Raw genomic sequence first — 21,764 nt, 5'->3', positions numbered from 1 at the left:
CCTGACAAAGCGGACCAACCATGGCGCAAGCTGGAAAAGCGCTGTCCAGCGCAATGCGAACGGGCTGTCCGGGTCAAGAAGCAGTTTCGGCAGCGCGCGCAGGACGGCCGGATTGCCGACCGGCATGCAGGCATATTCGGCAATCGTTCCGGCATTGCCGAACGAGGCGCCCGAGCCCGGCTCGTTGGGATCGATGAGAAGGACCTCGCGGCCTTCTCCGGCAAGCCGCAACGCCGTCGCCAGCCCGACGACACCGGCGCCAACGATGGCGATTTCGACAGTCCTGGACGCTGCCACCGATGACCTACACAAAACCCGGCAGTTGCAGATGGCCGGCCGACAACAGTTCGGCCATGATGGCGAGTGCCGTGCGCAGATCCTCCTGCGAGCGCGCCGCGCCGACATTGATGCGCACGCCGTGCTGGACCGGCTCGCGGCCGACCGCGAAGGCATCGCCCGGCAGCACGGCGACGCCGCGCTCCAGGCAGGTGCGGGCAAAGCCCGCGCCGCGCCAGGGCTCCGGCAGGCGCAGCCAGGCATGGGTCGACGTCGGATGTGCCTGGATGTCGAAGCGGCCGAGGATTTCGCTCAGGATCGCCTGGCGCTGGCGCAGTTCCTGCTTCTGGATGTCGATGATGCGGGCAGCAGAGCCTTCCTCGATCAGCCTGGCACCGATCAGCGCCGTCAGCGGGCTGATGCTCCAGCAGTTGATGCGCAGCGCCGCCGCGACCTGGCCGGCGATGGGGCGCGGGGCGATGACGAACCCAAGGCGCAGGCCCGGCGCCAGGCATTTCGACAGCGCGCCGAGATGGATGGTCAGTTCGGGCTCGAGACAGGCGAAGGAGGGTGGCGGGTCGTCGGCCAGCGGCCGGTAGACGTCGTCCTCGATGATCAGCACATTGTAGCGGCGGGCAACCGCCGCAAGCTCATGCCGGCGCTCCGCGCTCAGCGTGATCGTCGTCGGGTTGTGCAGCGTCGGCACCAGGAAGACCGCGCGCGGACGCAGGTGCGCGCAGGCGCCCTCGAAGGCGTCGGGGCGCATGCCGGCGCGGTCCATGGCGACGCCCCTGAGATCCAGCCCATGCACGCGACAGAGCGCGTTTATGCCCTGGTACGTCACCTCGTCGGCAAGCACGACCTCGCCCTGCCTGGTCACCGCACCGAGGACACCGTCCAGTCCGTGCTGGGCGCCAGCGGCGAGCACGACGCGGCCGGGATCGCCGTCGCCGGCGACGGATTTGAACCAGTCGGCCACCGCCACGCGCGCCCAGAGCGGTCCTTCCGGCGGGTGGTAGTCCTGAAGCGCGGCGTAGTGCCGGTCCTTGGGCAGACGCGGCAGCAGCGCGGCAACCGCATCGAGATAGGCGGTGGTGGCCGGCCGGTTGACGGAAAGGTCGATGATGCCGCTCTGGTCGCTCGGCGACGACACGAAGCCCGGCTTCTCGCCGACGTCACGGGCGGCGACCGTCGTGCCGCGTCCGGGCCGCGCTTCGAGCAGCCCCTGCTCCTGAAGTGTCGACAAGGCCCGCGTGACGGTCGTGACATTGATGCCCAGTGCCCGCGCGATCTCGCGCTGCGGCGGCAACCGGTCACCGACCGCGAGCGTGCCGGCGGCGATGCGTTCGGCGATCGCGTCGGCAAGGCGACGGTAAACCGGACTTTCGTCGTCGGGGAGGCGAAGATCTTGCAGCATGCGGGAATCGACTACGGCTGATGTCTTACTGTTGGCGCATCTAGCATAAGACAATACTCCGGACAATAGAGCTTGTCTGGCGTACAACCGCAAGACATCCTGTTAACAATCTCACACAATCCGCCAAAAATCGGCTTGACGGACAAAGTTGTCTGCATCTATGGTCGATTACAGGTTAATTGTGTGACCATACAAGTCACATGACCTGCCGGGCAGCCGGTTTCCGGGAGGACGAGGCATGGATCGCAAGCCGCATCTCAGCCGCATCAAGGATTGCGGACTATGAACGCCAGCCAGGCCGCATTGCCGGCCGCCCCGGCCACGATCGCGCCGGCCGCGCAAGCCGGTCCCGGCAAGGGTTTCGTCGAATTCGCCGACGTCGAAAAATCCTACGACGGGCGGACTTTCGCCGTGACGCGGATGAACCTCACCGTTGCGCGCGGCGAATTCCTGACGCTGCTTGGTCCTTCCGGCTCCGGCAAGACAACGACGCTCAACATGCTTGCCGGCTTCGAGCGGCCGACGCATGGCACGATCACGCTGGAAGGCCAACCGGTCGACCGCTTGCCGCCTTATCAGCGCAACATCGGCATGGTGTTCCAGAACTACGCGCTGTTCCCGCATATGACGGTCGAGGAGAACGTCGGCTTCCCGCTCTCGGTCCGGCAGGTCGGCAAGGCCGATATCGCATCCAGGGTAGCGAGCGCGCTCGACATGGTGCGGCTCAGGCAATTTGGCGACCGCCGGCCGACCCAGCTTTCCGGCGGCCAGCAGCAGCGCGTGGCGCTTGCCCGCGCCCTGGTGTTCAAGCCGAGCCTGGTACTCATGGACGAGCCGCTGGGCGCGCTCGACAAGAAGCTGCGCGAACACATGCAGCTCGAGATCAAACAGATCCACACCATGCTCGGCGTCACCATCGTCTACGTCACGCATGACCAGAGCGAGGCACTGACGATGTCGGACCGCGTCGCCGTCTTCAACAATGGCGGCATCGCCCAGCTCGGCTCGCCCGATGATCTCTACAACACCCCGCAGAGCTCGTTCGTGGCGAGCTTCATCGGCGAGAACAACACGCTGGAAGGCGTGGTCGACCGCGTCTCCGGCGCAGAATGCAGGGTCCGGCTGAGCGGCGGTGGCGAACTCACCGCGCTGGCGATCGGCGTCGCGCAGGGCGCTCCCTGCCAGGTCGCCATCCGACCGGAACGGCTGACCCTGACGCCGATGGCGGCCGGCGGCAACGCCCTGCCCGCCACGGTGGACGGGCGGATCTATCTCGGCGACCACCTGCGCCTCGTGGCCAGGCTCGCCAACGACCAGGTGCTGACCGTCAAGGTCGGCCCCGAAGCGACGATGGCAAACGGCGAGGCCGTGACGGTCTCCTGCGCGCCCAATGATTGCCGCGCCTTTCCGGCCGATGCCGGGACGGGCGGCGCCATTCCGAAACAGGGGAAAACGACATGAAATACACAAAGCAGACTCTGCTCGCGCTTGTGGCCGCAACTGCCTTCACGACGACGATAGGCCACGCCGCCTTTGCGCAAGAGCTTTCCATCATGGCGAGCGGGGGCGCTTGGCAGGACGCCCAGCGCAAGGCCTGGTTCGAGCCGTTCAGCAAGGAGACCGGCGTCAAGATCCTCGAGCAGGAATATCTCGGCGACCTCGGCAAGGTGAAGGCCATGGTCGACACCGGCAACGTGCCGATCGACCTGGTGACGGTCGAGACGGCGACCGTGCTGCAGGGCTGCGACGCCGGCATCCTCGAGCGGCTCGACTATTCCAAGATCGGACCGCGTGACAAGTTCATCGAGGGCTCGGCGCTCGATTGCGGTGTCGGTCTCGATGCTTACGGGGATATCCTCGCCTATGACCCGACCGTGCTGAAAGAGGCGCCAACATCGGTGCTCGACCTCTTCGACACGACCAAGTTCCCGGGCAAGCGAGCCATGCGCAAGTTCCCGGCGCAGAACCTCGAATGGGCGCTGATGGCCGACGGCGTGGCGCCGGCCGACGTCTACAAGGTCCTTGCAACGCCGGAAGGCGTCGACCGCGCCTTCAAGAAGCTCGACACGATCAAGAAGGACATCGTCTGGTGGGATGCCGGCGCGCAGCCGGCGCAGCTTCTGGCCTCCAAGGAAGTGGTGATGACGACCGCCTGGAACGGCCGCATCCAGAACGCTATCGACACCGACGGCAAGCCGTTCAAGATCGTCTGGAACAACCAGATCCTCGAATATGACATGATCGCCATTCCAAAGGGCGCCAAGAGCCCGGACCTCGCCTACAAATATCTCGCCTATATCAGCGAGCCGGAAAACAACGCCAAGCTTGCCAGCTACATCACCTACGGACCGGTGCGCACCGATGCCGCGTCCTTCGTCGCAGCCGACGCCTTGCCGAAACTGCCCAACGCGCCGGACCATCTGGGCGGCGCCTATCTGGTCGCCGACACCGAGTTCTGGGGCGACTACGGCGAGGATCTGGTCAAGCGCTTCAACGCCTGGCTTGCGCAGTAGGAACGGGCATGTCGGCGCTCCAGCCCAGCGAAGTCGACCGGCCCGCGCTGGCCCGCGGCCGGCCAGCCGCCGACGCGGACCTCAAATCCGTGTCGGCGGCGCTCCGGCGCGCCGAATTCGGCGACCGGCTGCGCTCGCTGCTGTTGGCGGCGCCGCTGCTCATTCTCCTGGCGTTGAGCTTCGGCATACCTATCGTGCTGCTGCTGTCGCGCGCCGTCTATGATCCGACAATCGCAGATGCTTTGCCCAAAACGACCGTGGCCCTGGCCGGCTGGAACGGCCAGGGCCTGCCGGTGGACGATGCCTTCGCGGCGCTGGCCGCCGACCTGAAGGACAACCAGGTCAAGGGCACGGCCTATGAGCTGGCCAAGAGCCTGAACGCCCGCCTGCCCGGCGCGCGCAGCCAAGTGCTGAAGACGGTGCGCAAGCTCGAAAACGCCGACGGTCAGGCCGCGCTCGAGGCCATGAAATCGGTGCCGTTCTGGTCGGCGCCGTCGACCTGGCCGGCAATCCGGAATGGCACTCACAGCCTCACCTCGTTCTATCTGCTGAGCGCGCTCGACATGCGCTGGAATGCCGATGGCGGCATCGAGCGGGTGCCGCCGGAGCAGGCGATCTTCCTGCAGGTGTTCGTGCGCACCTTCCTTGTTGCCGCGGCGGTCACGCTCGCCACGCTGCTGCTCGGGTTTCCCCTCGCCTACCTCATCGCCAGCGTCCCGAAAGGCCTGGCCGCCGTGCTGATCGTCGCCGTGCTCCTGCCGTTCTGGACCTCGATCCTGGTGCGCACCGCCGCGTGGACGGTGCTTTTGCAGAAATTCGGCCTGGTCAACGACTTCCTGCTCTTCATCGGCATAGCCAGCGACCGGCTCGACCTGATGTACAGCCGCATCGGGCTGATCATTGCCATGACGCATATCCAGCTGCCGTTCACGCTGCTGCCGATCTACAGCGTCATGCGCACCATCCAGCCGTCGCAGATGAAGGCGGCCTATTCGCTTGGAGCCAAACCCCTCACCGCCTTCCGGCGCGTCTACCTTCCGCAGGTGTTTCCCGGCGTGATGGCCGGATGCCTGCTCACCTTCATCCTGTGCCTGGGTTACTACATAACGCCGGCGCTGATCGGTGGCGCCAGCGACCAGCTGATCAGCAACTTCATCGCCAACTACGTCAATGTCGAACTGAACTGGGAGATGGCGGCGGCCTTGAGCTTCATCCTGCTCGTCTTCACGTTGGCGCTGTTCGGCATCTTTGCTCGCATCCTCGGCCTCGACCGCCTGAAGCTGGTGTAGCCATGCTGTTGTCTCCCTTCCCAACCCTTGGCGAACGCATCCGCATCGCGCTGCTCTGGATCTGGTGCGCGCTGGTCATCCTTTTCCTGCTGGTCCCGATCCTCATTCCGGTTCCGCTCTCCTTCAACAGCGGTGCCTTCTTCATCTTCCCGCTGGAGGGCCTTTCGACGCGCTGGTACGAGATGGTGCTCGGCACCCAGCGCTGGCAGTCGGCGATCGGCAACAGCCTGATCGTTGCCTTCGGCACCACGCTGATCGCAACGACGCTTGGCACGCTGACGGCGATCGCGCTTTCCGACGAGAAATTCCCAGGCCGACGCATCGTCATGCCGCTGCTTCTGTCGCCGCTCATAGTGCCGGTGGTGATCACCGCCGTCGGCTCGTATCTGTTCTATGCGCGCATCGGCCTGGCCAGCACCTACGCCGGCATCATCCTGGCGCATACCGCTCTAGCCAGTCCGTTTGTCGTCGTGACGGTGGCGGCGAGCCTCACCGGCTTCGACCGCAATTTGATGCGTGCCGCCGCGATCTCCGGGGCGAAACCGCTGACCGCGTTCTTTCGGGTGATGCTGCCGCTGATTCTGCCCGGCGTGCTCTCTGGCGCGGCCTTCGCCTTCGTCACGTCCTTCGACGAGGTCGTGGTCGTGCAGTTCTTGGCCAGCGCCGGCCAGCGCACCATGCCGCTCGAAATGTTCATCGGCCTTCGCGAAAAGCTCAGCCCGGCGATCACCGCCGCCGCGACGCTGATGATGGCGCTGTCGATCGTGCTTCTGGTGGTGGCCAATCTTTTGGCGCGGCGCGGTCAGAAACGGCCGGGCGCAGCGGCATAGGTTCTTCAGGACCGGCGAGGCCGGCGGCTGAGGTCTTCACGCGTCGGCCACCGGCGTCCAGATCACGTCGTCGATCCGCGCCGCGCCCGTCGCCAGCATCACCAGCCGGTCGAAGCCGAGTGCCGAGCCGCTGGCCTGCGGCATGGTGGCCAGAGCCGCGAGAAAGTCCTCGTCGATCGGGTAGCGATCGCCATAGATGCGCTCCTTCTCGTCCATTTCGGCGGTGAAGCGGCGGCGCTGCTCGGTTGGATCGGTGAGCTCGCCGAAGGCGTTGGCGAGCTCGACGCCGCAGCAATAGAGTTCGAAACGCTCGGCAACGCGCGGATCCTCCGCGCTCGGCCGGGCGAGCGCGGCTTCCGAGACCGGATAGCCGTACAGGATGGTGGCCCGCCCCTGCCCCAGCGCCGGTTCGACCTTCTCGACCATCACCCGGCTGAACAGGTCGGTCCAGTGGTCGTCGCGCGCGGTGCGCAGGCCGGCACTGACGAGGGCATCGTGCAGCGCCGCGCGATCGGTGCCGCCGTCGGCGGAGACGGTCGCGAGAAGATCGATGCCGGCATGGCGCGAAAAGGCTTCGGCGACACTTAGCCGCTCCGGCTCGGCGAAAGGGTCGGCCTCGCGGCCGCGAAAGCGGAAGGTCTTGGCACCCGCCTTCTCCGCCGCCAGCGCCAGGAATTCGGCGCAGTCGCGCATCAGGCTCTCATAGGCCTCGCCGACGCGATACCATTCGAGCATGGTGAATTCCGGATGATGCAAGGGGCCGCGCTCGCGGTTGCGCCAGACCGGGCCGAGGCTGAAGATGCGCCGCTCGCCGGCGGCCAGCAGCTTCTTGCAGGCGAATTCCGGCGAGGTGTGAAGATAGAGCGGCTGTCGGGCGCCGTCCGTCCCGATCGCCTCGGTGGCAAAGGCCGCCAGATGCGCCTCGTTGCCCGGAGAGACCTGCAGCGCCGACGTAGTCACCTCGACGAAATCGCGCTCGGCAAACCAGCCGCGCAGCGCCGCGGCAATGGCATTGCGCGCGATCAGCCGCGGCCGGCGATCGGCATGGACATCGGGCGTCCACCAGGGGGAGGCTTCGGCGGTCATTGGCAGGAAAATCGCCGGGAAGGCTGGCGGTTCGGCGCAAGATGCGCTAGGGCGCACGCGATGGCCGCCGTCGCCGCTTCATGGCAATCGACGCTTGCAGGCCGAAAAACTCGATTGGGATTGAACACCGTGGTCAAGGTCATCGCCAGCTCCTTACGCAAAGGCAACGTCGTCGATAAGGACGGCAAGCTCTATGTCATCCTCTTTGCCGAAAACATCCACCCTGGCAAGGGCACGCCGGTGACGCAACTCGACATGCGCCGCATCGGCGACGGCGTGAAGGTTTCGGAGCGCTATCGCACGACAGAGATGGTGGAGCGCGCCTATGTCGAGGAGCGCGAGCACACTTTCCTCTATTCCGACGGCGAAGGCTTCCATTTCATGAACCCGGAAAGCTACGACCAGGTCGTGGCGCCGGAAGGCGTGGTCGGCGACATGGCCCCCTATCTGCAGGAAGGCATGGCGGTGCAGCTGGCGCAGTTCAACGGCGTGCCGATTTCGCTGGTGCTGCCGCAGCGCGCCGTGTTCGAGGTGGTCGAAACCGAACCGGTCACCAAGGGCCAGACGGCGTCCTCGTCCTACAAGCCGGCCATGCTTTCCAACGGCGTGCGCACGGCGGTGCCGCCGCACATTTCCGCCGGCACGCGCGTGGTGGTGATGACCGCCGACGGCTCCTACGTCGAGCGCGCCAAGGACTGAGACCAGACGCACGGTCTACCAGAGCTCGCCGGCGATGTTGCGGGCCGCCTCCTCGTGAACGCGCGAGATGGGGGCGCCCGGCAGGCGCCTCGATCACGAAGTTCAGAACGCGCCCGGCCCCGGCTTCTATTTGTTCGCCGCCGTGGGGGCATAGCCGGGCCGGCGCACCGCCCTCACCTTGCCGCTGTTGCCGCCGCCGCAGAAGAAGCAGCCTCCGCCATCGGATTCCAGCCCGGACACACCCATTCCCGCCGGCATGTCCAGCGTCTGAAGCACCTCGCCGGTATCTGGATCGATGCGCCGCAGATCGCTCTCGTCGCCTTCCCAGGTACCGTGCCAGAGCTCGCCGTCGACCCAGGTGACACCGGTGACGACGCGCTTGGACTCGATGGTGCGGATCACCGTGCCGGTTTCGGGATCGATCTGATGGATCTTGCGGGCGCGGTATTCACCAACCCAAAGCGAGCCCTCGGCCCAGGTCAGGCCGGAGTCGCCGCCATTGCCGGGAGCCGGGATCGTGGCGATGACGTCGCCGGTCTGCGGATCGATCTTCTGGATGCGCTCTTCGGCGATCTGGTAAAGATGCTTGCCGTCGAAGGCGGTTCCGGCATCGGCTGCGACATCGATCGAGCGCAGTGTCGCTCCCGACCCGGGATCGAGCGCATGGAGCTTGTCGCCCGAGGCAAACCAGACTTTCTCGCCGTCGAAGGTCACGCCAGCCACGGTCTTCACCCCCGGAAAGGGTCCGTACTCACGCAGGATTTCGGCAGTCGCTCGTTTCATCACGGTCTCCATCGATCTGGACAATACACCTGGCACTTAGTTCCTGGGCATGTCTCTTTCCCGAACTTTCGCCAGCATGCTTAGTCGCTCGGCAGCGGGCCCGGGAGTAACAAGACAGTCGGGAATCCGGTCACCGGCGGCATCATCCAGCGGCGCGCCCGGCCACGGCCAATGGCCTGAATCTTTCTCTCGGCCGAAAGCTCCTCCAGCGCCCGCTGCACGGTGCGAGCGCTGGCGCCAAGCGCGATCGCCAGCGCCGAGCTCGACCAGGACTCGCCGTCGGCGAGGAAGGCCAGCACCGCGCCATGCTGTTCCTCGACCGGCGGCGCCAGCACGACCACCTCGCCGGCGCCAAGCGGCGTCAGCGCAAAGCCGGCGGCCGTCGCGTTGATTTCGGCCAGCGCGCCGAGTTCGGCGCGCAGCCGGCCCATCTCAACCCGCAGCCTCGCGCGATGCGACTCATCGGCATGCCTTGCCCGAAAAGCGCGCCTGAGCAGCGTCTCGCGCGAGGCGTCCCCCGGCCAGGCCTCGGCGAGCGTGCGCGCCAGCGCAAACAGCACCGACCGGCTGGCCAGCGAGACAACCTTATCGGCTTCACGCACGACATTGCGGCAGGCATCGATAACGAACGCGCCGGACGCCAGCAGCGTCTCGACCTCATCGAGCGGCAGCAATTTCTCCGATCCCTGCGCAATCTGCCGGCCTACGGGCGTGTTCAACACCAGGGAGGCCGCTTCGACCTCCGCCCTCAGCGCCGGAATCTTGGCCTCGTAGGCGGCGAGCGATGCCCGGCCGAACGCCGAGCGCGCCGCCTTCGTCCGCAGTCGCCGGACCGCGATGCCGGCGGCCGCGAGCTCATGTGCGACACGCGCGACCGGCGGCAGCGGCCCCGGATCGAAACCGGCAAGCAGGCGCTCGGCCTCGTCGAGGCGGCCGATCAGGATCAGGCGGCGCGCCTCGATGCTGCCGGCATAGGCGGCGTTCACCCGGTCGCCGTGCGCGTGAAGCGTCGCGCGCGCCGCCCGCAGCGCCTTTTCCGGCCAACCAAGATCGCGCGACACCAGCGCGATTTCGGCCTCGGCGACGACGCAGCGGGCGCGCGCCACCGCCTCCCTGGGGCTGAAGGCACGGGCCGCGCTCTTCAGCAGCGTCTTTGCCTTGGCGAAGTCGCCGAGCTGCGCCATGGCGATGCCGCGCAGCGCCAGCGCGGCCGGGTCCTGGCGCAGCGCGACGCGCTTCAGGGCGCCGAGCGGATCCCCCGCGGCCAGCGCGCGGCCGGCGGCGTTGATCAGCGAGTCCATTCACAGCCCGCCGACAGAAATCCCGCCACACTTGTAACTCTCACCATCACGCCATCCGGCCCTATGTCTGTCCTGCACCCCAACCAAACCGAAAGAACGGGACAAGAGCAATGACCCAGCACATGAAGACACCGCCGATCGTTTCGCAGGACGCCTGGGAAGGCGCGTACGAAGAGATGCTCGTAAAGGAAAAGGCCCTCACCCGTGCCCGCGACGCGCTGGCCGCGGAACGTCGCCGCATGCCATGGACGCTTGTCGAGAAGGACTATGTGTTCGACGGCCCAAACGGCAAGGCGAGCCTGCTCGACCTGTTCGAAGGCCGCCGGCAACTGATCATCTATCGCGCCTTCTTCGAGCCGGGCGTCTATGGCTGGCCGGAGCACGCCTGCCGCGGCTGCTCGCTCGGCGCCGACATGGTCGGCAATCTCGCCCATCTCAACGCCCGCGACACCACGCTCGCCTATGCCTCGCGGGCGCCGCAGGCCGACATTCAGCGGGTGAAGCAGCGGATGGGCTGGGAGCTGCCCTGGTACACCATCACCGACAGCTGGGATAAGGATTTCGGCGTCGACGAATGGCATGGCCACAACGTCTTCATCCACGACGGCGACCGCATCTTCCGGACCTATTTCGTCAACAACCGCGGCGACGAGGCTTTCGGCACCGTGTGGAGCTACCTCGACGTCACCCCGCTCGGCCGCCAGGAGGTGTGGGAGGACTCGCCCGAAGGCTATCCGCAGACCCAGACCTACAAATGGTGGAACTGGCACGACAACTACGAAGAGGGTGCCGCCCCCGACCAGAGATGGGTCGAAGTGTCGGACGTCGGCGAGGCGGCGTTCCGCAACAAGAGCGCCTGAGTGTGAAGCGACTCTGGCGGTGCCAGCCGCACCGCCGGAGCCGATCTCTCTCCAGGCGTCCGCAGGAATCCCGCCAGTTTGAAAGGTGGCAAAGATGAGCATCGACAATCCCGCCCCTGGCCCGGCCGTCCCGAGCGGCTTCGGCCTCGCCGACTGGCTCAGCCTTGCGGCGGCGCCGACCTTCGCAATCATGGCGCTGCTGACAGCCGCCTATGGCGGCCATGACATGATGTGCATGCCCGGCCCCGGCGCCTCGATGCTGAGCGGCATGGTACCGATGTATCTTTTGATGGCCGCCTTCCATCTGGCGCCCTGGCTGCGGCTAGTGGCGCGGCGGGCGTGAAATTTCGCATCGCGGCCAATGACCGCCGTACCGGCCCAAGTGCCCGCTAAGCGCCAGCGACGAGTTGCCACCGGTTCTCGAATGACCGGAGTGGGGCCGACAGCGGACTGACAGCTTCAGGCTGCAAATCCGACATTACGCTAGGCGTTAGCATTGTCATGACCTGACCCCATCACGATGTTCACTCCGGCCAGTGGATGTCGGGATTTGGCGTGCGATTACCTCAGCCAACTGCACCGCAACAACATCCAAGACACTCGCGCTTGCCGAAGGGGCTGTCGGCACTGACTGGATTAGCGTAAGCTAATGTCCACAAGGGGTGCGCACATGCACCGTGTCATCGCCATAGCGATCGTGGTTCTCGCGGCCGTGTTCGGTTCCGCGAGGGCTGAGGTGCTGATCGGGGTCTCGTCTGCGATGACAGGACGGCTTGCCTGGATCGGCGAGCAGGGACAGCGCGGCGCCGAGATGGCGGTGGCCGACGTCAACGCCGCGGGCGGCGTGCTTGGCCAGAAGGTGAGGCTCATCTCGGTCGACGATTTCTGCGATCCCGAGCAAGCGGTCGCGGCCGCCCGGAAGCTGGTGGCTGACGGGGTGGTGCTCGTCGTCGGGCATTTTTGCTCCGGGGCCTCGATCCCCGCATCAAAAGTGTACGAGGAGGCGGGCATCGTCGAAATATCCCCAGGCTCGACGAATCCGCAGCTGACCGAACAGGGCCGTCGCAATGTCTTCCGCACCATTGGCCGCGACGACGCGCAAGGGTTCATCGCCGGCAACTACCTTGCCGATCGCTGGGGCGACAAGAAGATTGCAATCCTTCACGACAATTCGACCTACGGGAAGGGTCTCGCCGACGAGACCAGGAAGCAGCTGAACAAACGGGGCGTGACCGAAGCTGTCTACGACGCATACGCGCCCGGGAAGGACGACTATTCAGCCGAGGTCGCTGCGTTGCAGAGCGCCGGCGTCTCAGCCTTGTATGTGGGTGGTTATCATGCCGACGTTGGGCTGATTGCTCGCGCCGCACACGACCGCGGCTACACGGTTCAGCTCATATCCGGAGATGCCTTGGCTACCGAGGAATTCGCCCTGATCGCAGGCCCAGCGGCGGAGGGAACCCTGTTCACCTTCCCGGCGGACCCGCGGCGAAATGCCGGCGCAGCCGCGATCGTGGAGCAGTTCCGTGCGGAGAACTTCGAGCCGGCGGGCTACACGCTGTTGAGCTACTGCGCGGTCCAGGTCTGGGCCCAGGCGGTCGCGAAGGCAGGTTCGCTGGAGCCGAAGGCGGTCATCGCGACACTGCGCGAACAGGAGTTCGACACCGTCATTGGCCGCGTCGATTTCGACGACAAGGGTGACCTCACGAGGCAGAGCTGGGTTTGGTACGTCTGGCGCGGCGGGGAGTACGTGCCGGTTGAATAGGGTTCGCCGAATGCGTGCCCCTGAGACGTCTAGTCCGATGCAGACCAGTGTGGCTGGATTGTACCGACTCACAGCGATGCTTGAACGCCTCGGCATACGCGGCCGGCTGCTGTTCGCCTTTTTCGGGATCAGCGCCCTTGCGGTGCTGGCAACCGCTGCGGCGCTTTATGCCTTCCTCCAAGTCGGCGACGTCGTCGACCGAATCACCACGGATCGGGTGCCGTCGGCGCTAGCCTCCCTCCAACTGTCGCGCCAGGCCGAGCGGGTCGCTGCTGCCGCGCCATCGGTGCTGGCGGCGACGAGCAGGTCTCAGCACAGCGAGGTCTCGGCTGCCGTCGCGCTCGAGATGTCCCGCCTCGAGGCGCTGCGCACCGACCTCAGGGACGCCACGCTGGGCACAGTGCCTTTGGCCGAAATCGAGGAAGCCGCGGTTGTTCTGAGGCGCAATCTGAAGGAGCTCGACTCCCTGGTCATCGCCCGGCTCGATGTGGTCGCCCGCAAGGAGGAACTCCTGAACCGCCTCGCCGCGACGACGACCGGGAGCCACCGCCTTCTTGCCACCGGCATCCTGGTGATGGATTCCAGGCTGCCGCAATGGCGGGCGGTCGCGGCCGACACGTCACTGTCGCCCGATCGACGCGCAGCGGCAATGGCCGACATGGTCCAGGCGATTGCGGCTTACATCCCCCAGCAAAAGGCGCTGCTGGATATTTCGGCGGTCAACGACGCGCTGGTGAAGGCCGCGACCGCGCCGTCGCAGGGCGACCTGGCGTTGATCCTGTTTCCGCTGCGCCGCTCGCTTGCCGCTCTCGAAACGGCTTCCTCGGAGATCGACGAAAAGCTGCGGACCCGTTTCCGGCAACGGGTGGACGAACTCAAGGCACTAACCGATGGTGAGAACAGCATCCCGAAGGCCCGGGAAGAGGAACTTGCGGTCCTCGCGCAGGGCGAAAAGCTGCTGGCCGAAAACAATCGGCTGTCGCGCAGTCTCACCGCTGCGGTCGACCGTCTTGTCGCAGCAGCGGACCGCGAGATCGCTGCCTCCGGTCGCGAAGCCGCGCTCGTCCAGCACTACGGCACCGGAGTTGTCCTCGGCTCCGCCTTGCTCAGCCTGTTGAGCTCGGTTCTGGTCGTCTGGCTCTATGTCGACCGCAGCCTCCTCGCCCGTCTGGGCGCGGTGAGCCAGGGCATGCTCGCCATCGCGGGCGGCGATCTTCGTGCGCCGCTGCCGGCCGCGGGCAGCGACGAAATCGGGCGCATGGCCGAGGCGCTGAGGCTCTTCCGGGATACCGCCGTCGAGGTCGAGGAAAAGAACCTGCGCGACGTTGCAGAAGCACGTCAGCGGCTGGTCGATGCCATCGAAAGCATTTCCGAAGGTTTCGCTCTCTATGACAGAGAGGACCGGCTTGTCCTCAGCAACAGCCGCTACCGCGAACTGCTCTACGCCGGCCTGGAGGCCGAGCTAACCCCTGGCACGGCATTCGAGGAGATCATTCGCCGATCCGCCGAGCGCGGCTACATCAGGGATGCCGAGGGGCGGGTCGATGAGTGGGTTGCCGAGCGCCTGTGGCGGCACCGCAACCCTGGCGAACCATGGGTGCAGCGGCGGGGCGACGGGCGATGGATCATGATAAGCGAGCGGCGGATCAGTGCCGGCGGCACGGTCGCCGTCTATTCCGACATCACCGAGCTGAAGCAAAGGGAGGAGAACCTCGCCGAGAAGTCCACTGCCCTGGAGGCGCTTTCCAACAAGCTGGCCAAATATCTGGCGCCCCAGGTGTACAGCTCGATATTCACCGGCCGCCAAGATGTTAGAATCGCCAGTCAACGCAAGAAGCTGACTATATGCTTCTCCGACATCGCCGGCTTTACCGAGACCACCGACAAAATGGAGTCCGAGGATCTCACCCAGCTCCTCAATCACTACCTGACGGAAATGTCGAAAATCGCGTTGGATCATGGTGCCACGATCGACAAGTACGTCGGCGACGCGATCCTGATGTTTTTCGGCGACCCTGAGACGCGCGGCGTCAAGGAGGACGCGCTGGCTTGCGTGCAGATGGCGCTTGCCATGCAAAACCGGATCAGCGAGCTCACCGAAGTCTGGCGGGACATGGGGATCGAAACACCGCTGCGCTGCCGCATCGGCATCCATACCGACTACTGCACCGTCGGTAACTTCGGCAGCGAGGACCGGATGGACTACACGATAATCGGCGGCGCCGTGAATCTCGCCTCGCGTCTGGAACAGGAGGCGGCACCGGGGGCCATCCTCATTTCCTACGAGACGTTTGCGCAAGTGAAGGACACGATCGATTGTGCGGAGATGGGGCACGTGCAGGTCAAGGGGATCGCCTACCCCGTCGCCACCTACCGCGTCATCGATCTGAAGGCCAATCTAGCGGGCGCTTGTCGCGCCGTTCGAACCGAGCTGCCGCACTTCAGGCTGGAACTTGAACCGGAGCTGATGTCCGCCGACGAGCGTGGCGGTGCCGCCACTGCGCTTCGAGATGCGCTGGATCGGCTTTCGCACGAGCCCGGGCAGCAGGGCTTGGTTCGACCCCTCCCCCTTAGGCGCGCCAGCGGTGGCGCGCCGCGCACCGCCATAATCGAGTATAATTCCTGGCCGATCGCAGACGGAGGAGGAAAAGAGCAAATGTCCGTGGACGCGGGACCGAGAAAAGTGGACGCCGAATATGCGATTGAGTACCTCCAGGAGCATCCGCAAGCCGGGCTTTGCTGCGAGGATCGTCGCTGCTGGATCACGCCGAACGCAAACGAGACCGATCAGCGGATCCTGCTTCTCGATGTGGTTGAGGCCGACCGGCTCAAGGATGATCCTCGCCTTCGACTCGTGTCCGGAATCGCTCATGCGGGCCGGTCGCTCTGGGTCGTTCGGAGAATGACATGATTTGACGCAGGCCCTCGCCCTGGAGGACCGGTGGCGGCGCAGCCACAGGGTGGACATTTCAGCCCACATGGAAATGATCATGTTGCCATGCACAACACTGCAGTGCGCTGATCTCGACTAAAAGTTTGAGTGTAGAAGCGGATCAACCGACCTCCAGGTCCAGCCAGCGACACAGATGGACATCCCAGAGAATTTCCGGACCGCCACGCGTTTTTCACGGATCGCCCTGACCTAACGCATTGCCTTCCGCGGCAGCTCGCACAATAGTCGGGCCGATGTTGCAGGCGATTGCGAGTCACTGGTCTACGCTGATCCTCGCCCTCTCCCTAGCGATGGCGGCCGTCGGCATCGTCCACGCCATCATGACGAAGGAAGACGTGCGCGCCGCCACCGGCTGGGTGGGCGTGATGCTGCTGTCGCCCTTCCTGGGCGCCATCATCTACGCCATCGCCGGCATCAACCGCATCCGCAGGGCGACGATCAGCGCCATGCGGCCGCCTTCCGGCGAGGCCGCCCTGACAAAGCAGGAGCGCGACATCGCCGCCGAAGACCTGATCACGGCCGAGTTTGGCCTACGCTTCGTCGGGCTGAAGACGCTGGGCGACAGGGTGACACGCCGCGCCCTGACATCGGGAAACGCAATCGTCGTGCTGGAAACAGGCGACGAAGCCTACAGCGCGATGTGCCACGCCATCGACGGGGCGGAGCGCAGCGTCCTTCTCGAAACCTACATCTTCGACAATGATGCGGTCGGGGCGATCTTCGTCCAATCGCTTGGCAACGCCGTCAAACGCGGCGTCAGCGTGCGCGTGCTGATCGACGCCGTCGGCGTGCGCTACTCCGTGCCCAGCATCCTCAAGCAGCTCAAGGAAGCGAACGTCACCACCGACCTTTTCAACGGCAACATCGTCATGGGCTTGAGACTTCCCTATGCGAATCTGAGGACCCACAGGAAGATCCTTGTCGTCGACGGCACTGTGGCGTTCACGGGAGGCATGAATATCCGCAAGGGATTCTCCGCCGAATTCGTCGGCTCCGACAGTTCACGGGACACACACTTCAAGGTCACCGGCCCGGTGGTGGCCGACCTTTTCTCGGTCGCCGCCGAGGACTGGCGCTTCGCCGGCAACGAGGCCCTGAAGGGCGAAACCTGGCAAGTGGCAGCCCCCTTGTCGGCGCCCGGCCAGCCGATGTTGGTGCGGGCCGTGGCGTCGGGGCCGGATGCCTCGAACGAAACCAACCACAAGCTGCTGATGGGGGCGTTCTCGGTTGCCCGCAAGTCGATCCGCATCATGTCGCCGTACTTCCTGCCGGACCGCGAACTGATCAGCGCGCTGACCACGGCGGCTCGGCGCGGCGTCGAGATCGACATCGTCGTGCCGGCGGTAAACAACCTCTTCCTCGTCGACCGCGCGATGACGGCGCAGTTCGACCAGGTGCTGAAGCATTATTGCCGCGTCTGGCGCCACGAAGGCGCCTTCGACCATTCGAAACTGATGGCGATCGACGGCGTCTGGGCCTATATCGGCTCCTCCAATCTCGACGCCCGGTCGTTGAGGCTGAATTTCGAGATCGACATGGAAGTTCTTGATGCGGACTTCGCCGCCGAGATCGAGACACGCATCGGATCGGCCATCGCCTCCGCGCAGCCGGTGACGCTTGAGACGTTGAAGGCCCGCCCCTTCGTCATTCGCGTCTTCGACCGGTTGCTGTGGCTGGGATCGCCCTATCTATAGCGCAAGGAACAGAGCAGCAGGACCATGGAGATAAACGGACGCAACCTGCCGGAGACCGTGCTCCTGTCGATCCGCCACCGAAAGGCGCGGAAGGCGAAGGCGACGCCGCGCAAGCGGGTCGACGGCGCCGAGATGGTGGTCGCCTCCTACAACGTCCACAAATGCATCGGCACCGACCGCAAGTTCGATCCCGAACGGACCGCCCGCGTCATCCGCGAAATCAGTCCCGACGTCATCGCCTTGCAGGAGGCCGACAACCGCTTCGGCGACCGTGCCGGGCTGCTCGACCTTGCGCGGCTCGAACACGAAACGGGGCTGGTGCCGGTGCCGGTGTCCGGAAACGGCAAGGGCCATGGCTGGCGCGGCAATGTGCTGCTGTTCAAGCGCGGCACGGTGCGCGACGTCCACCAGATCAAGCTTCCGGGGCTGGAGCCGCGTGGCGCGCTGGTCGCCGAAATCGATCTCGACGAGAAACGGCCGCTGCGGGTGATTGCCGCCCATCTCGGCCTGCTGCGACGGTCGCGCTCCGAACAAGCGCGTGTCGTGCTCGACATCATGAGCAGCGCGGATGAGAGGCCAACGCTGCTGCTCGGCGACCTCAACGAGTGGCGGCTGGGCAACCGCTCTGCGCTGAACACGCTGCACACCACCTTCGGCCCGCCGCCAGCCGTGCCCACCTTTCCCTCGGGCCTGCCGGTGCTTGCGCTCGACCGGATCATGGGCACCCGCAACGGCATGGTCTCGGCGGTGGAAGCGCATGACACGCCGCTGTCGCGGGTCGCGTCGGACCACCTGCCGCTCACGGCTTTCGTGCATCTTTGACCAGGTTGGATCAGCCCTCCCGCAGCCAGACCAGCATCTCGCCGGGATCGCGGTTGTCCCAGGCGTAGTAGGGAACGGCCTTCACCCTCGCCTCCTCCAGGGCCGGCGGCTCGGCGCGGTAGAGGCCATTGCGCCAATCCTCCGACGCCTCCCTGTTGCCGGTGGCCGAAAGCGTGACGATGCCGCCGAGCAGGTTCGGCTCGTGATGCGCCTCGATTCTGGCCGCCCGCGGCAGGCTGATGCGGTGCAACTGGCCGGGATTGTCGGTCGCCTCGACGCAGTAGATCAGCGGGCCGCGCGCCAGCGCGACACGGCCGATGTCCTGGCGCACTTCCGGATTGGCGAAGAGGCGGGAGATCGACATGTCGAGGTCGAGCTCGACGCAGTCGCCCTTTTGCCATTCGCGCTCGATCGCCGCGTAGCCGTCGCTCAAGACCGCATCGAGAGCCACCGCCTTGCCGTTGACCTTGAGCGCCGCCTTGCGGCACCAGGCCGGCAGGCGCAGATGCAGGGTGAAGGCAACCGGCGCCACCGGCTCGACGCGGATCGAGACGGCGCCGTCCCAGGGATAGTTGCTGGTCTGGACCAGGCTCACCGGCTTGCCCGATATCTCGAAGCGGGCGGTCGAATCGCCATAGAGGTGGACGGCCAGCGCGTCGTCGGCGAGGCCGTAGAAATAGCTGCCGATCGACGCCACCATGCGGCCGATATTGGGCGGGCAGCACGGGCAGCGGTGCCATTTCCAGCGATTGTGCCGGCCGCGGCTTTCCAGTGGGTTCTCGTAGAAGAACAGCGAGCCGTCGAGCGACAGGCCGGAGATCGAGCCGTTGTAGAGCGCCCGCTCCATCATGTCGGCATAGCGCGCGTTGGGCCCCATGCCGAGCATGCGGCTCGACCAGAACACCAGGCCGACCGCGGCGCAGGTCTCGGCATAGGCGGTCTCGTTGGGCAGGTCGTAGTCGCTGGTGAAGCCTTCATTGTGCGCCGACGGGCCGAGGCCGCCGGTGACATAGAGGCTCTTGGTGGTCAGATCGTCCCACAGCCGGTCGAGTGCTGCGCGCAGCGTGTCGTCGCCATATTCGGTGGCGACGTCGGCCATGCCGGAGAACAGATACATCGCCCGCACCGCATGGCCAACGACCTTGTCCTGCTCGCGCACCGGCTTGTGCGACTGGTTGTATTCGTAGGTCTTGAAATGATAGGCCTTCGGGTCGGTGCCGCGGGCGCGCGCCTCCTCGTCGAAATAGTGCGGCTGCTGGCCGCGCTGGTCGATGAAGTACTTTGCCAGGTCCATGTATTTCTGCTCGCCGGTCGCCCGCGCCAGCTTGACCAGCGCCAGTTCGATCTCCTCATGGCCGCAATAGCCCTTCTTCTTGCCGGGCTCAGGGCCGAAAGTGTCGGCGATGTGGTCGACATAGCGGCACATGATGTCGAGCAGCTTGCGCTTGCCGGTGGCCTGGAAATAGGCGACGGCGCCCTCGATCAGATGGCCGGCGCAGTAGAGCTCGTGGCAGTCGCGCAAATTGGTCCAGCGCAGGCCGGGCTGGATGCGCTGGTACCAGCTCGACAGGTAGCCGTCGGACTGCTGCAGCCTGCCGTAGAGGTCGATGACGGCGTCGATCTTTTTCTCCAGCGTGTCGTTGCGGCGCCTGTAGAGCGAATAGGCGGCGGTCTCGATGGTCTTGCCCCAGTCGGAGTCCCAGAACATCTGCGTCGTCACCGTCGAGCCGGTGAAGCCGGGATTGGCGGCCTCGTCCGGTGACGGCGAATGGAACGGGATGACGACGCCCGGCGACGGCCGGTCGGGGTCGATCTGCTCCAGCATGCGGGCCTCGACGCAGCGCTCGTAGAGGATCTCGGCGGTGCGCGCGGCAACCGCGTCGACCCGGTCGCCCCAGAAGCCGCGCACGTCGACCTGCGGCACCGGCAGCGGACGGAAGGCGAGCTTCGGCTTGCCGGTGTGCTGCGCGGCGGATTTCAGTGCGGTCATCGGCTAACTCCATTCAATTTCGAAAGTGTCGGTTCAGCGCGGGTCATTTCACGGCGCCGGCCATCAGGCCGCGGATGTAGAAGCGCTGCAGCGCCAGGAAGAGGATCAGGCACGGCACCATCATCACGGTGACGCCGGCCTGCACGGCACCCCAGTCGATGGCGCCGAAGCGGCCGGACTGCAGCGCCGTCATCATGATCGGCAGGGTGAACTTGGACTGGTCGGTCATCAGCACCAGTGCGGCCAGGAACTCGTTCCAGGCGCCGAGGAAGGCGAACAGCGCGATGGTGACGATGCCGGGCCACACCAGCGGCAGCATGACCTGCAACAGCATGGTGACGTTGTTGGCGCCGTCCATGCGGGCGGCCTCCTCGATCTCGCGCGGCACCGCGTCGAAGGCGTTGCGCATCATGAAGATCGAGAACGGCAGCTGCAGCGTGACATAGACGCAGACCAGCCCGGTCAGCGTGTTGTGCAGGCCGACCTTGGTCAGCACCAGGAAGATCGGCGTCAGGATCGACTGGAACGGGATCATGATCGTCGACAGGATGATGACGAAGAGCACGTCCTTGAAGGGAAAGCGGAAGCGCGAGAAGCCGTAGCCGGCAAGCACGCTGACGATGACGGAAAACACCACCGTCATCACCGAGACGTAGATGCTGTTTTGCGCCGGCAGCCAGAGCCCGTCGCCGAAGGTGTTGAGCGTGCCGTAATTCTCGACCGAGAAGCCGGTGGTCGGCCACGGCGGCAGCGGCGGCAGGCGCGCCTCCTGCGACGGCTTGAAGGCCGACAGCACCGTCCAGACGATCGGCGCCAGGAACAGCAGCGAGGCGGTGATGCCGGTCAAGTGCTCGGCGATGCCGAGCCGGATGCGGCTGTTGCGGCTGCGGGCCTGCGCCATCAGTCGACCCCCTCCGGTTTGCGCAGCAGCCAGAGCTGGACGAGGCTGAGCACGACGAGGATCAGCAGCAGGATCATCGAGAGCGCGGCGCCATAGCCGAGCTTGAACGACACGAAGGACTGGTTGAAGATCCAGTAGACGGCGGTCAGCGTCTGGTTGCGCGGGCCGCCGCGCAGGATGATGTAGAACTGGTCGAAGGCGAGGATGGAGCCGGCGACCGACAGGATCAGCGCCAGCGCCAGCGTGCGGCGCATCAGCGGCAGGGTAATCGCGCGAAAGCGCGCGAACGGCCCTGCCCCGTCGATCATCGCCGCCTCCTGCAGCTCCGACGGGATCGACTGCAGGCCGGTCATCAGGATGATCATGGTGAAGCCCGCGACCTTCCACACGACCATGGCGATGATCGACCAGAAGGCCGGCTGGAAGGTGGCCAGAAGATTGAACTTCTTCCCGGTCAGGCCGAGCGCGTAGGCGGCCGGGCTGAACAGGCCGGAATCGACGTTCAAGAGCCACGACCACAGCAGGCTGGCCGAAGCGAAGCCGATGACGGCCGGCATGAAGAAGGCGGTGCGGTAGACATTGGTC

Annotated in this window: 17 protein-coding genes and 2 pseudogenes; 11 read left to right on the top strand and 8 right to left on the bottom strand. The window is 65.6% G+C overall.

Going from position 1 to position 21,764, the window contains the following annotated elements; all coding sequences use genetic code 11:
• The coding region (locus tag EN745_RS10340) for an FAD-dependent oxidoreductase (RefSeq protein WP_127421200.1) at window positions 1-297 on the bottom strand (297 nt) is incomplete at its 3' end.
• A gap of 7 nt (window positions 298-304) precedes the next feature.
• Window positions 305-1,693: a PLP-dependent aminotransferase family protein gene (locus EN745_RS10335; protein ID WP_127421199.1), complete on the bottom strand. Its 1,389-nt coding sequence runs from the start codon at window positions 1,691-1,693 to the stop codon at window positions 305-307.
• A 282-nt stretch (window positions 1,694-1,975) separates the two neighbouring features.
• Here EN745_RS10335 and EN745_RS10330 point away from each other — a divergent pair, with 282 nt between their 5' ends.
• The 4 genes from EN745_RS10330 to EN745_RS10315 are packed head-to-tail and all read left to right on the top strand — an operon-like array spanning window position 1,976 to window position 6,325.
• A complete protein-coding gene (locus tag EN745_RS10330; RefSeq protein WP_126055082.1) occupies window positions 1,976-3,154 on the top strand; it encodes an ABC transporter ATP-binding protein in 1,179 nt (392 codons plus the stop codon).
• On the top strand, window positions 3,151-4,206 hold the full coding sequence (locus EN745_RS10325; protein WP_126055083.1) for an ABC transporter substrate-binding protein: 1,056 nt from the start codon (window positions 3,151-3,153) through the stop codon (window positions 4,204-4,206). Before EN745_RS10330 ends, EN745_RS10325 begins: the two co-directional genes overlap by 4 nt.
• Window positions 4,207-4,214: 8 nt before the next feature.
• On the top strand, window positions 4,215-5,495 hold the full coding sequence (locus EN745_RS10320) for an ABC transporter permease (RefSeq protein ID WP_126055084.1): 1,281 nt from the start codon (window positions 4,215-4,217) through the stop codon (window positions 5,493-5,495).
• 2 nt (window positions 5,496-5,497) lie between these two features.
• Window positions 5,498-6,325 carry an ABC transporter permease gene (locus EN745_RS10315; RefSeq protein WP_126055085.1) on the top strand — a complete coding sequence of 276 codons (828 nt, stop codon included), beginning with the start codon at window positions 5,498-5,500 and terminating at the stop codon, window positions 6,323-6,325.
• A gap of 36 nt (window positions 6,326-6,361) precedes the next feature.
• On the opposite strand, the gene epmA is transcribed toward EN745_RS10315, so the two are convergent.
• Entirely contained in the window at window positions 6,362-7,411 is a 1,050-nt protein-coding gene (gene epmA, locus EN745_RS10310; protein ID WP_127421198.1) for an EF-P lysine aminoacylase EpmA, read from the bottom strand.
• Between the two features lie 129 nt (window positions 7,412-7,540).
• Here epmA and efp point away from each other — a divergent pair, with 129 nt between their 5' ends.
• Window positions 7,541-8,110: an elongation factor P gene (gene efp / locus EN745_RS10305; RefSeq protein WP_126055087.1), complete on the top strand. Its 570-nt coding sequence runs from the start codon at window positions 7,541-7,543 to the stop codon at window positions 8,108-8,110.
• A gap of 126 nt (window positions 8,111-8,236) precedes the next feature.
• On the opposite strand, the gene EN745_RS10300 is transcribed toward efp, so the two are convergent.
• On the bottom strand, window positions 8,237-8,893 hold the full coding sequence (locus EN745_RS10300; protein WP_127421197.1) for a PQQ-binding-like beta-propeller repeat protein: 657 nt from the start codon (window positions 8,891-8,893) through the stop codon (window positions 8,237-8,239).
• An 80-nt stretch (window positions 8,894-8,973) separates the two neighbouring features.
• Complete coding sequence (locus tag EN745_RS10295; RefSeq protein WP_127421196.1) at window positions 8,974-10,194, bottom strand: helix-turn-helix domain-containing protein; 1,221 nt, start codon at window positions 10,192-10,194, stop codon at window positions 8,974-8,976.
• Window positions 10,195-10,304: 110 nt separating this feature from the next.
• On the opposite strand from EN745_RS10295, the gene EN745_RS10290 reads away from it, so the two are divergent.
• The 6 genes and pseudogenes from EN745_RS10290 (at window position 10,305) to EN745_RS10265 (ending at window position 18,288) form a co-directional block, all read left to right on the top strand.
• A complete protein-coding gene (locus EN745_RS10290) occupies window positions 10,305-11,054 on the top strand; it encodes a DUF899 domain-containing protein (RefSeq protein ID WP_126055090.1) in 750 nt (249 codons plus the stop codon).
• Between the two features lie 43 nt (window positions 11,055-11,097).
• Window positions 11,098-11,397, top strand: a pseudogene (locus EN745_RS10285) (hypothetical protein).
• Window positions 11,398-11,724: 327 nt separating this feature from the next.
• Window positions 11,725-12,819: a branched-chain amino acid ABC transporter substrate-binding protein gene (locus EN745_RS10280; RefSeq protein ID WP_126055091.1), complete on the top strand. Its 1,095-nt coding sequence runs from the start codon at window positions 11,725-11,727 to the stop codon at window positions 12,817-12,819.
• A 76-nt stretch (window positions 12,820-12,895) separates the two neighbouring features.
• A pseudogene (locus tag EN745_RS10275) lies at window positions 12,896-15,346 on the top strand (adenylate/guanylate cyclase domain-containing protein); the annotation flags it as partial.
• 659 nt (window positions 15,347-16,005) lie between these two features.
• Complete coding sequence (locus EN745_RS10270) at window positions 16,006-17,466, top strand: phospholipase D-like domain-containing protein (RefSeq protein ID WP_127406043.1); 1,461 nt, start codon at window positions 16,006-16,008, stop codon at window positions 17,464-17,466.
• 24 nt (window positions 17,467-17,490) lie between these two features.
• Window positions 17,491-18,288 (top strand): endonuclease/exonuclease/phosphatase family protein, encoded by a 798-nt coding sequence (locus EN745_RS10265; protein WP_127421195.1) that lies wholly within the window; start codon window positions 17,491-17,493, stop codon window positions 18,286-18,288.
• Between the two features lie 10 nt (window positions 18,289-18,298).
• Here EN745_RS10265 and EN745_RS10260 read toward each other — a convergent pair whose 3' ends face one another.
• The 3 genes from EN745_RS10260 to EN745_RS10250 all read right to left on the bottom strand — a co-directional run.
• Window positions 18,299-20,278 (bottom strand): glycoside hydrolase family 127 protein, encoded by a 1,980-nt coding sequence (locus EN745_RS10260; RefSeq protein ID WP_127421194.1) that lies wholly within the window; start codon window positions 20,276-20,278, stop codon window positions 18,299-18,301.
• Between the two features lie 43 nt (window positions 20,279-20,321).
• Window positions 20,322-21,179: a carbohydrate ABC transporter permease gene (locus EN745_RS10255; protein ID WP_127421193.1), complete on the bottom strand. Its 858-nt coding sequence runs from the start codon at window positions 21,177-21,179 to the stop codon at window positions 20,322-20,324.
• A partial coding sequence (locus EN745_RS10250; RefSeq protein WP_145992004.1) for a sugar ABC transporter permease occupies window positions 21,179-21,764 on the bottom strand: 586 nt, incomplete at its 5' end. The genes EN745_RS10255 and EN745_RS10250, both read right to left, overlap by 1 nt.

This window comes from Mesorhizobium sp. M4A.F.Ca.ET.022.05.2.1, from assembly GCF_003998845.1.
Classification (GTDB): Bacteria; Pseudomonadota; Alphaproteobacteria; order Rhizobiales; family Rhizobiaceae; genus Mesorhizobium.
The sequence above is the reverse complement of the archived record's forward strand: the minus strand, read 5'-3'. Positions and strand labels throughout refer to the sequence as shown.

Excerpts from the sequence above, each read along its gene's own strand:
- EN745_RS10335 (WP_127421199.1), bottom strand. The coding sequence starts at position 1,693 with ATGCTGCAAGATCTTCGCCTCCCCGACGACGAAAGTCCGGTTTACCGT.
- EN745_RS10330 (WP_126055082.1), top strand. The coding sequence starts at position 1,976 with ATGAACGCCAGCCAGGCCGCATTGCCGGCCGCCCCGGCCACGATCGCG.
- EN745_RS10325 (WP_126055083.1), top strand. The coding sequence starts at position 3,151 with ATGAAATACACAAAGCAGACTCTGCTCGCGCTTGTGGCCGCAACTGCC.
- EN745_RS10320 (WP_126055084.1), top strand. The coding sequence starts at position 4,215 with ATGTCGGCGCTCCAGCCCAGCGAAGTCGACCGGCCCGCGCTGGCCCGC.
- EN745_RS10315 (WP_126055085.1), top strand. The coding sequence starts at position 5,498 with ATGCTGTTGTCTCCCTTCCCAACCCTTGGCGAACGCATCCGCATCGCG.
- epmA (WP_127421198.1), bottom strand. The coding sequence starts at position 7,411 with ATGACCGCCGAAGCCTCCCCCTGGTGGACGCCCGATGTCCATGCCGAT.
- EN745_RS10300 (WP_127421197.1), bottom strand. The coding sequence starts at position 8,893 with ATGAAACGAGCGACTGCCGAAATCCTGCGTGAGTACGGACCCTTTCCG.
- EN745_RS10295 (WP_127421196.1), bottom strand. The coding sequence starts at position 10,194 with ATGGACTCGCTGATCAACGCCGCCGGCCGCGCGCTGGCCGCGGGGGAT.
- EN745_RS10290 (WP_126055090.1), top strand. The coding sequence starts at position 10,305 with ATGACCCAGCACATGAAGACACCGCCGATCGTTTCGCAGGACGCCTGG.
- EN745_RS10280 (WP_126055091.1), top strand. The coding sequence starts at position 11,725 with ATGCACCGTGTCATCGCCATAGCGATCGTGGTTCTCGCGGCCGTGTTC.
- EN745_RS10270 (WP_127406043.1), top strand. The coding sequence starts at position 16,006 with ATGTTGCAGGCGATTGCGAGTCACTGGTCTACGCTGATCCTCGCCCTC.
- EN745_RS10265 (WP_127421195.1), top strand. The coding sequence starts at position 17,491 with ATGGAGATAAACGGACGCAACCTGCCGGAGACCGTGCTCCTGTCGATC.
- EN745_RS10260 (WP_127421194.1), bottom strand. The coding sequence starts at position 20,278 with ATGACCGCACTGAAATCCGCCGCGCAGCACACCGGCAAGCCGAAGCTC.
- EN745_RS10255 (WP_127421193.1), bottom strand. The coding sequence starts at position 21,179 with ATGGCGCAGGCCCGCAGCCGCAACAGCCGCATCCGGCTCGGCATCGCC.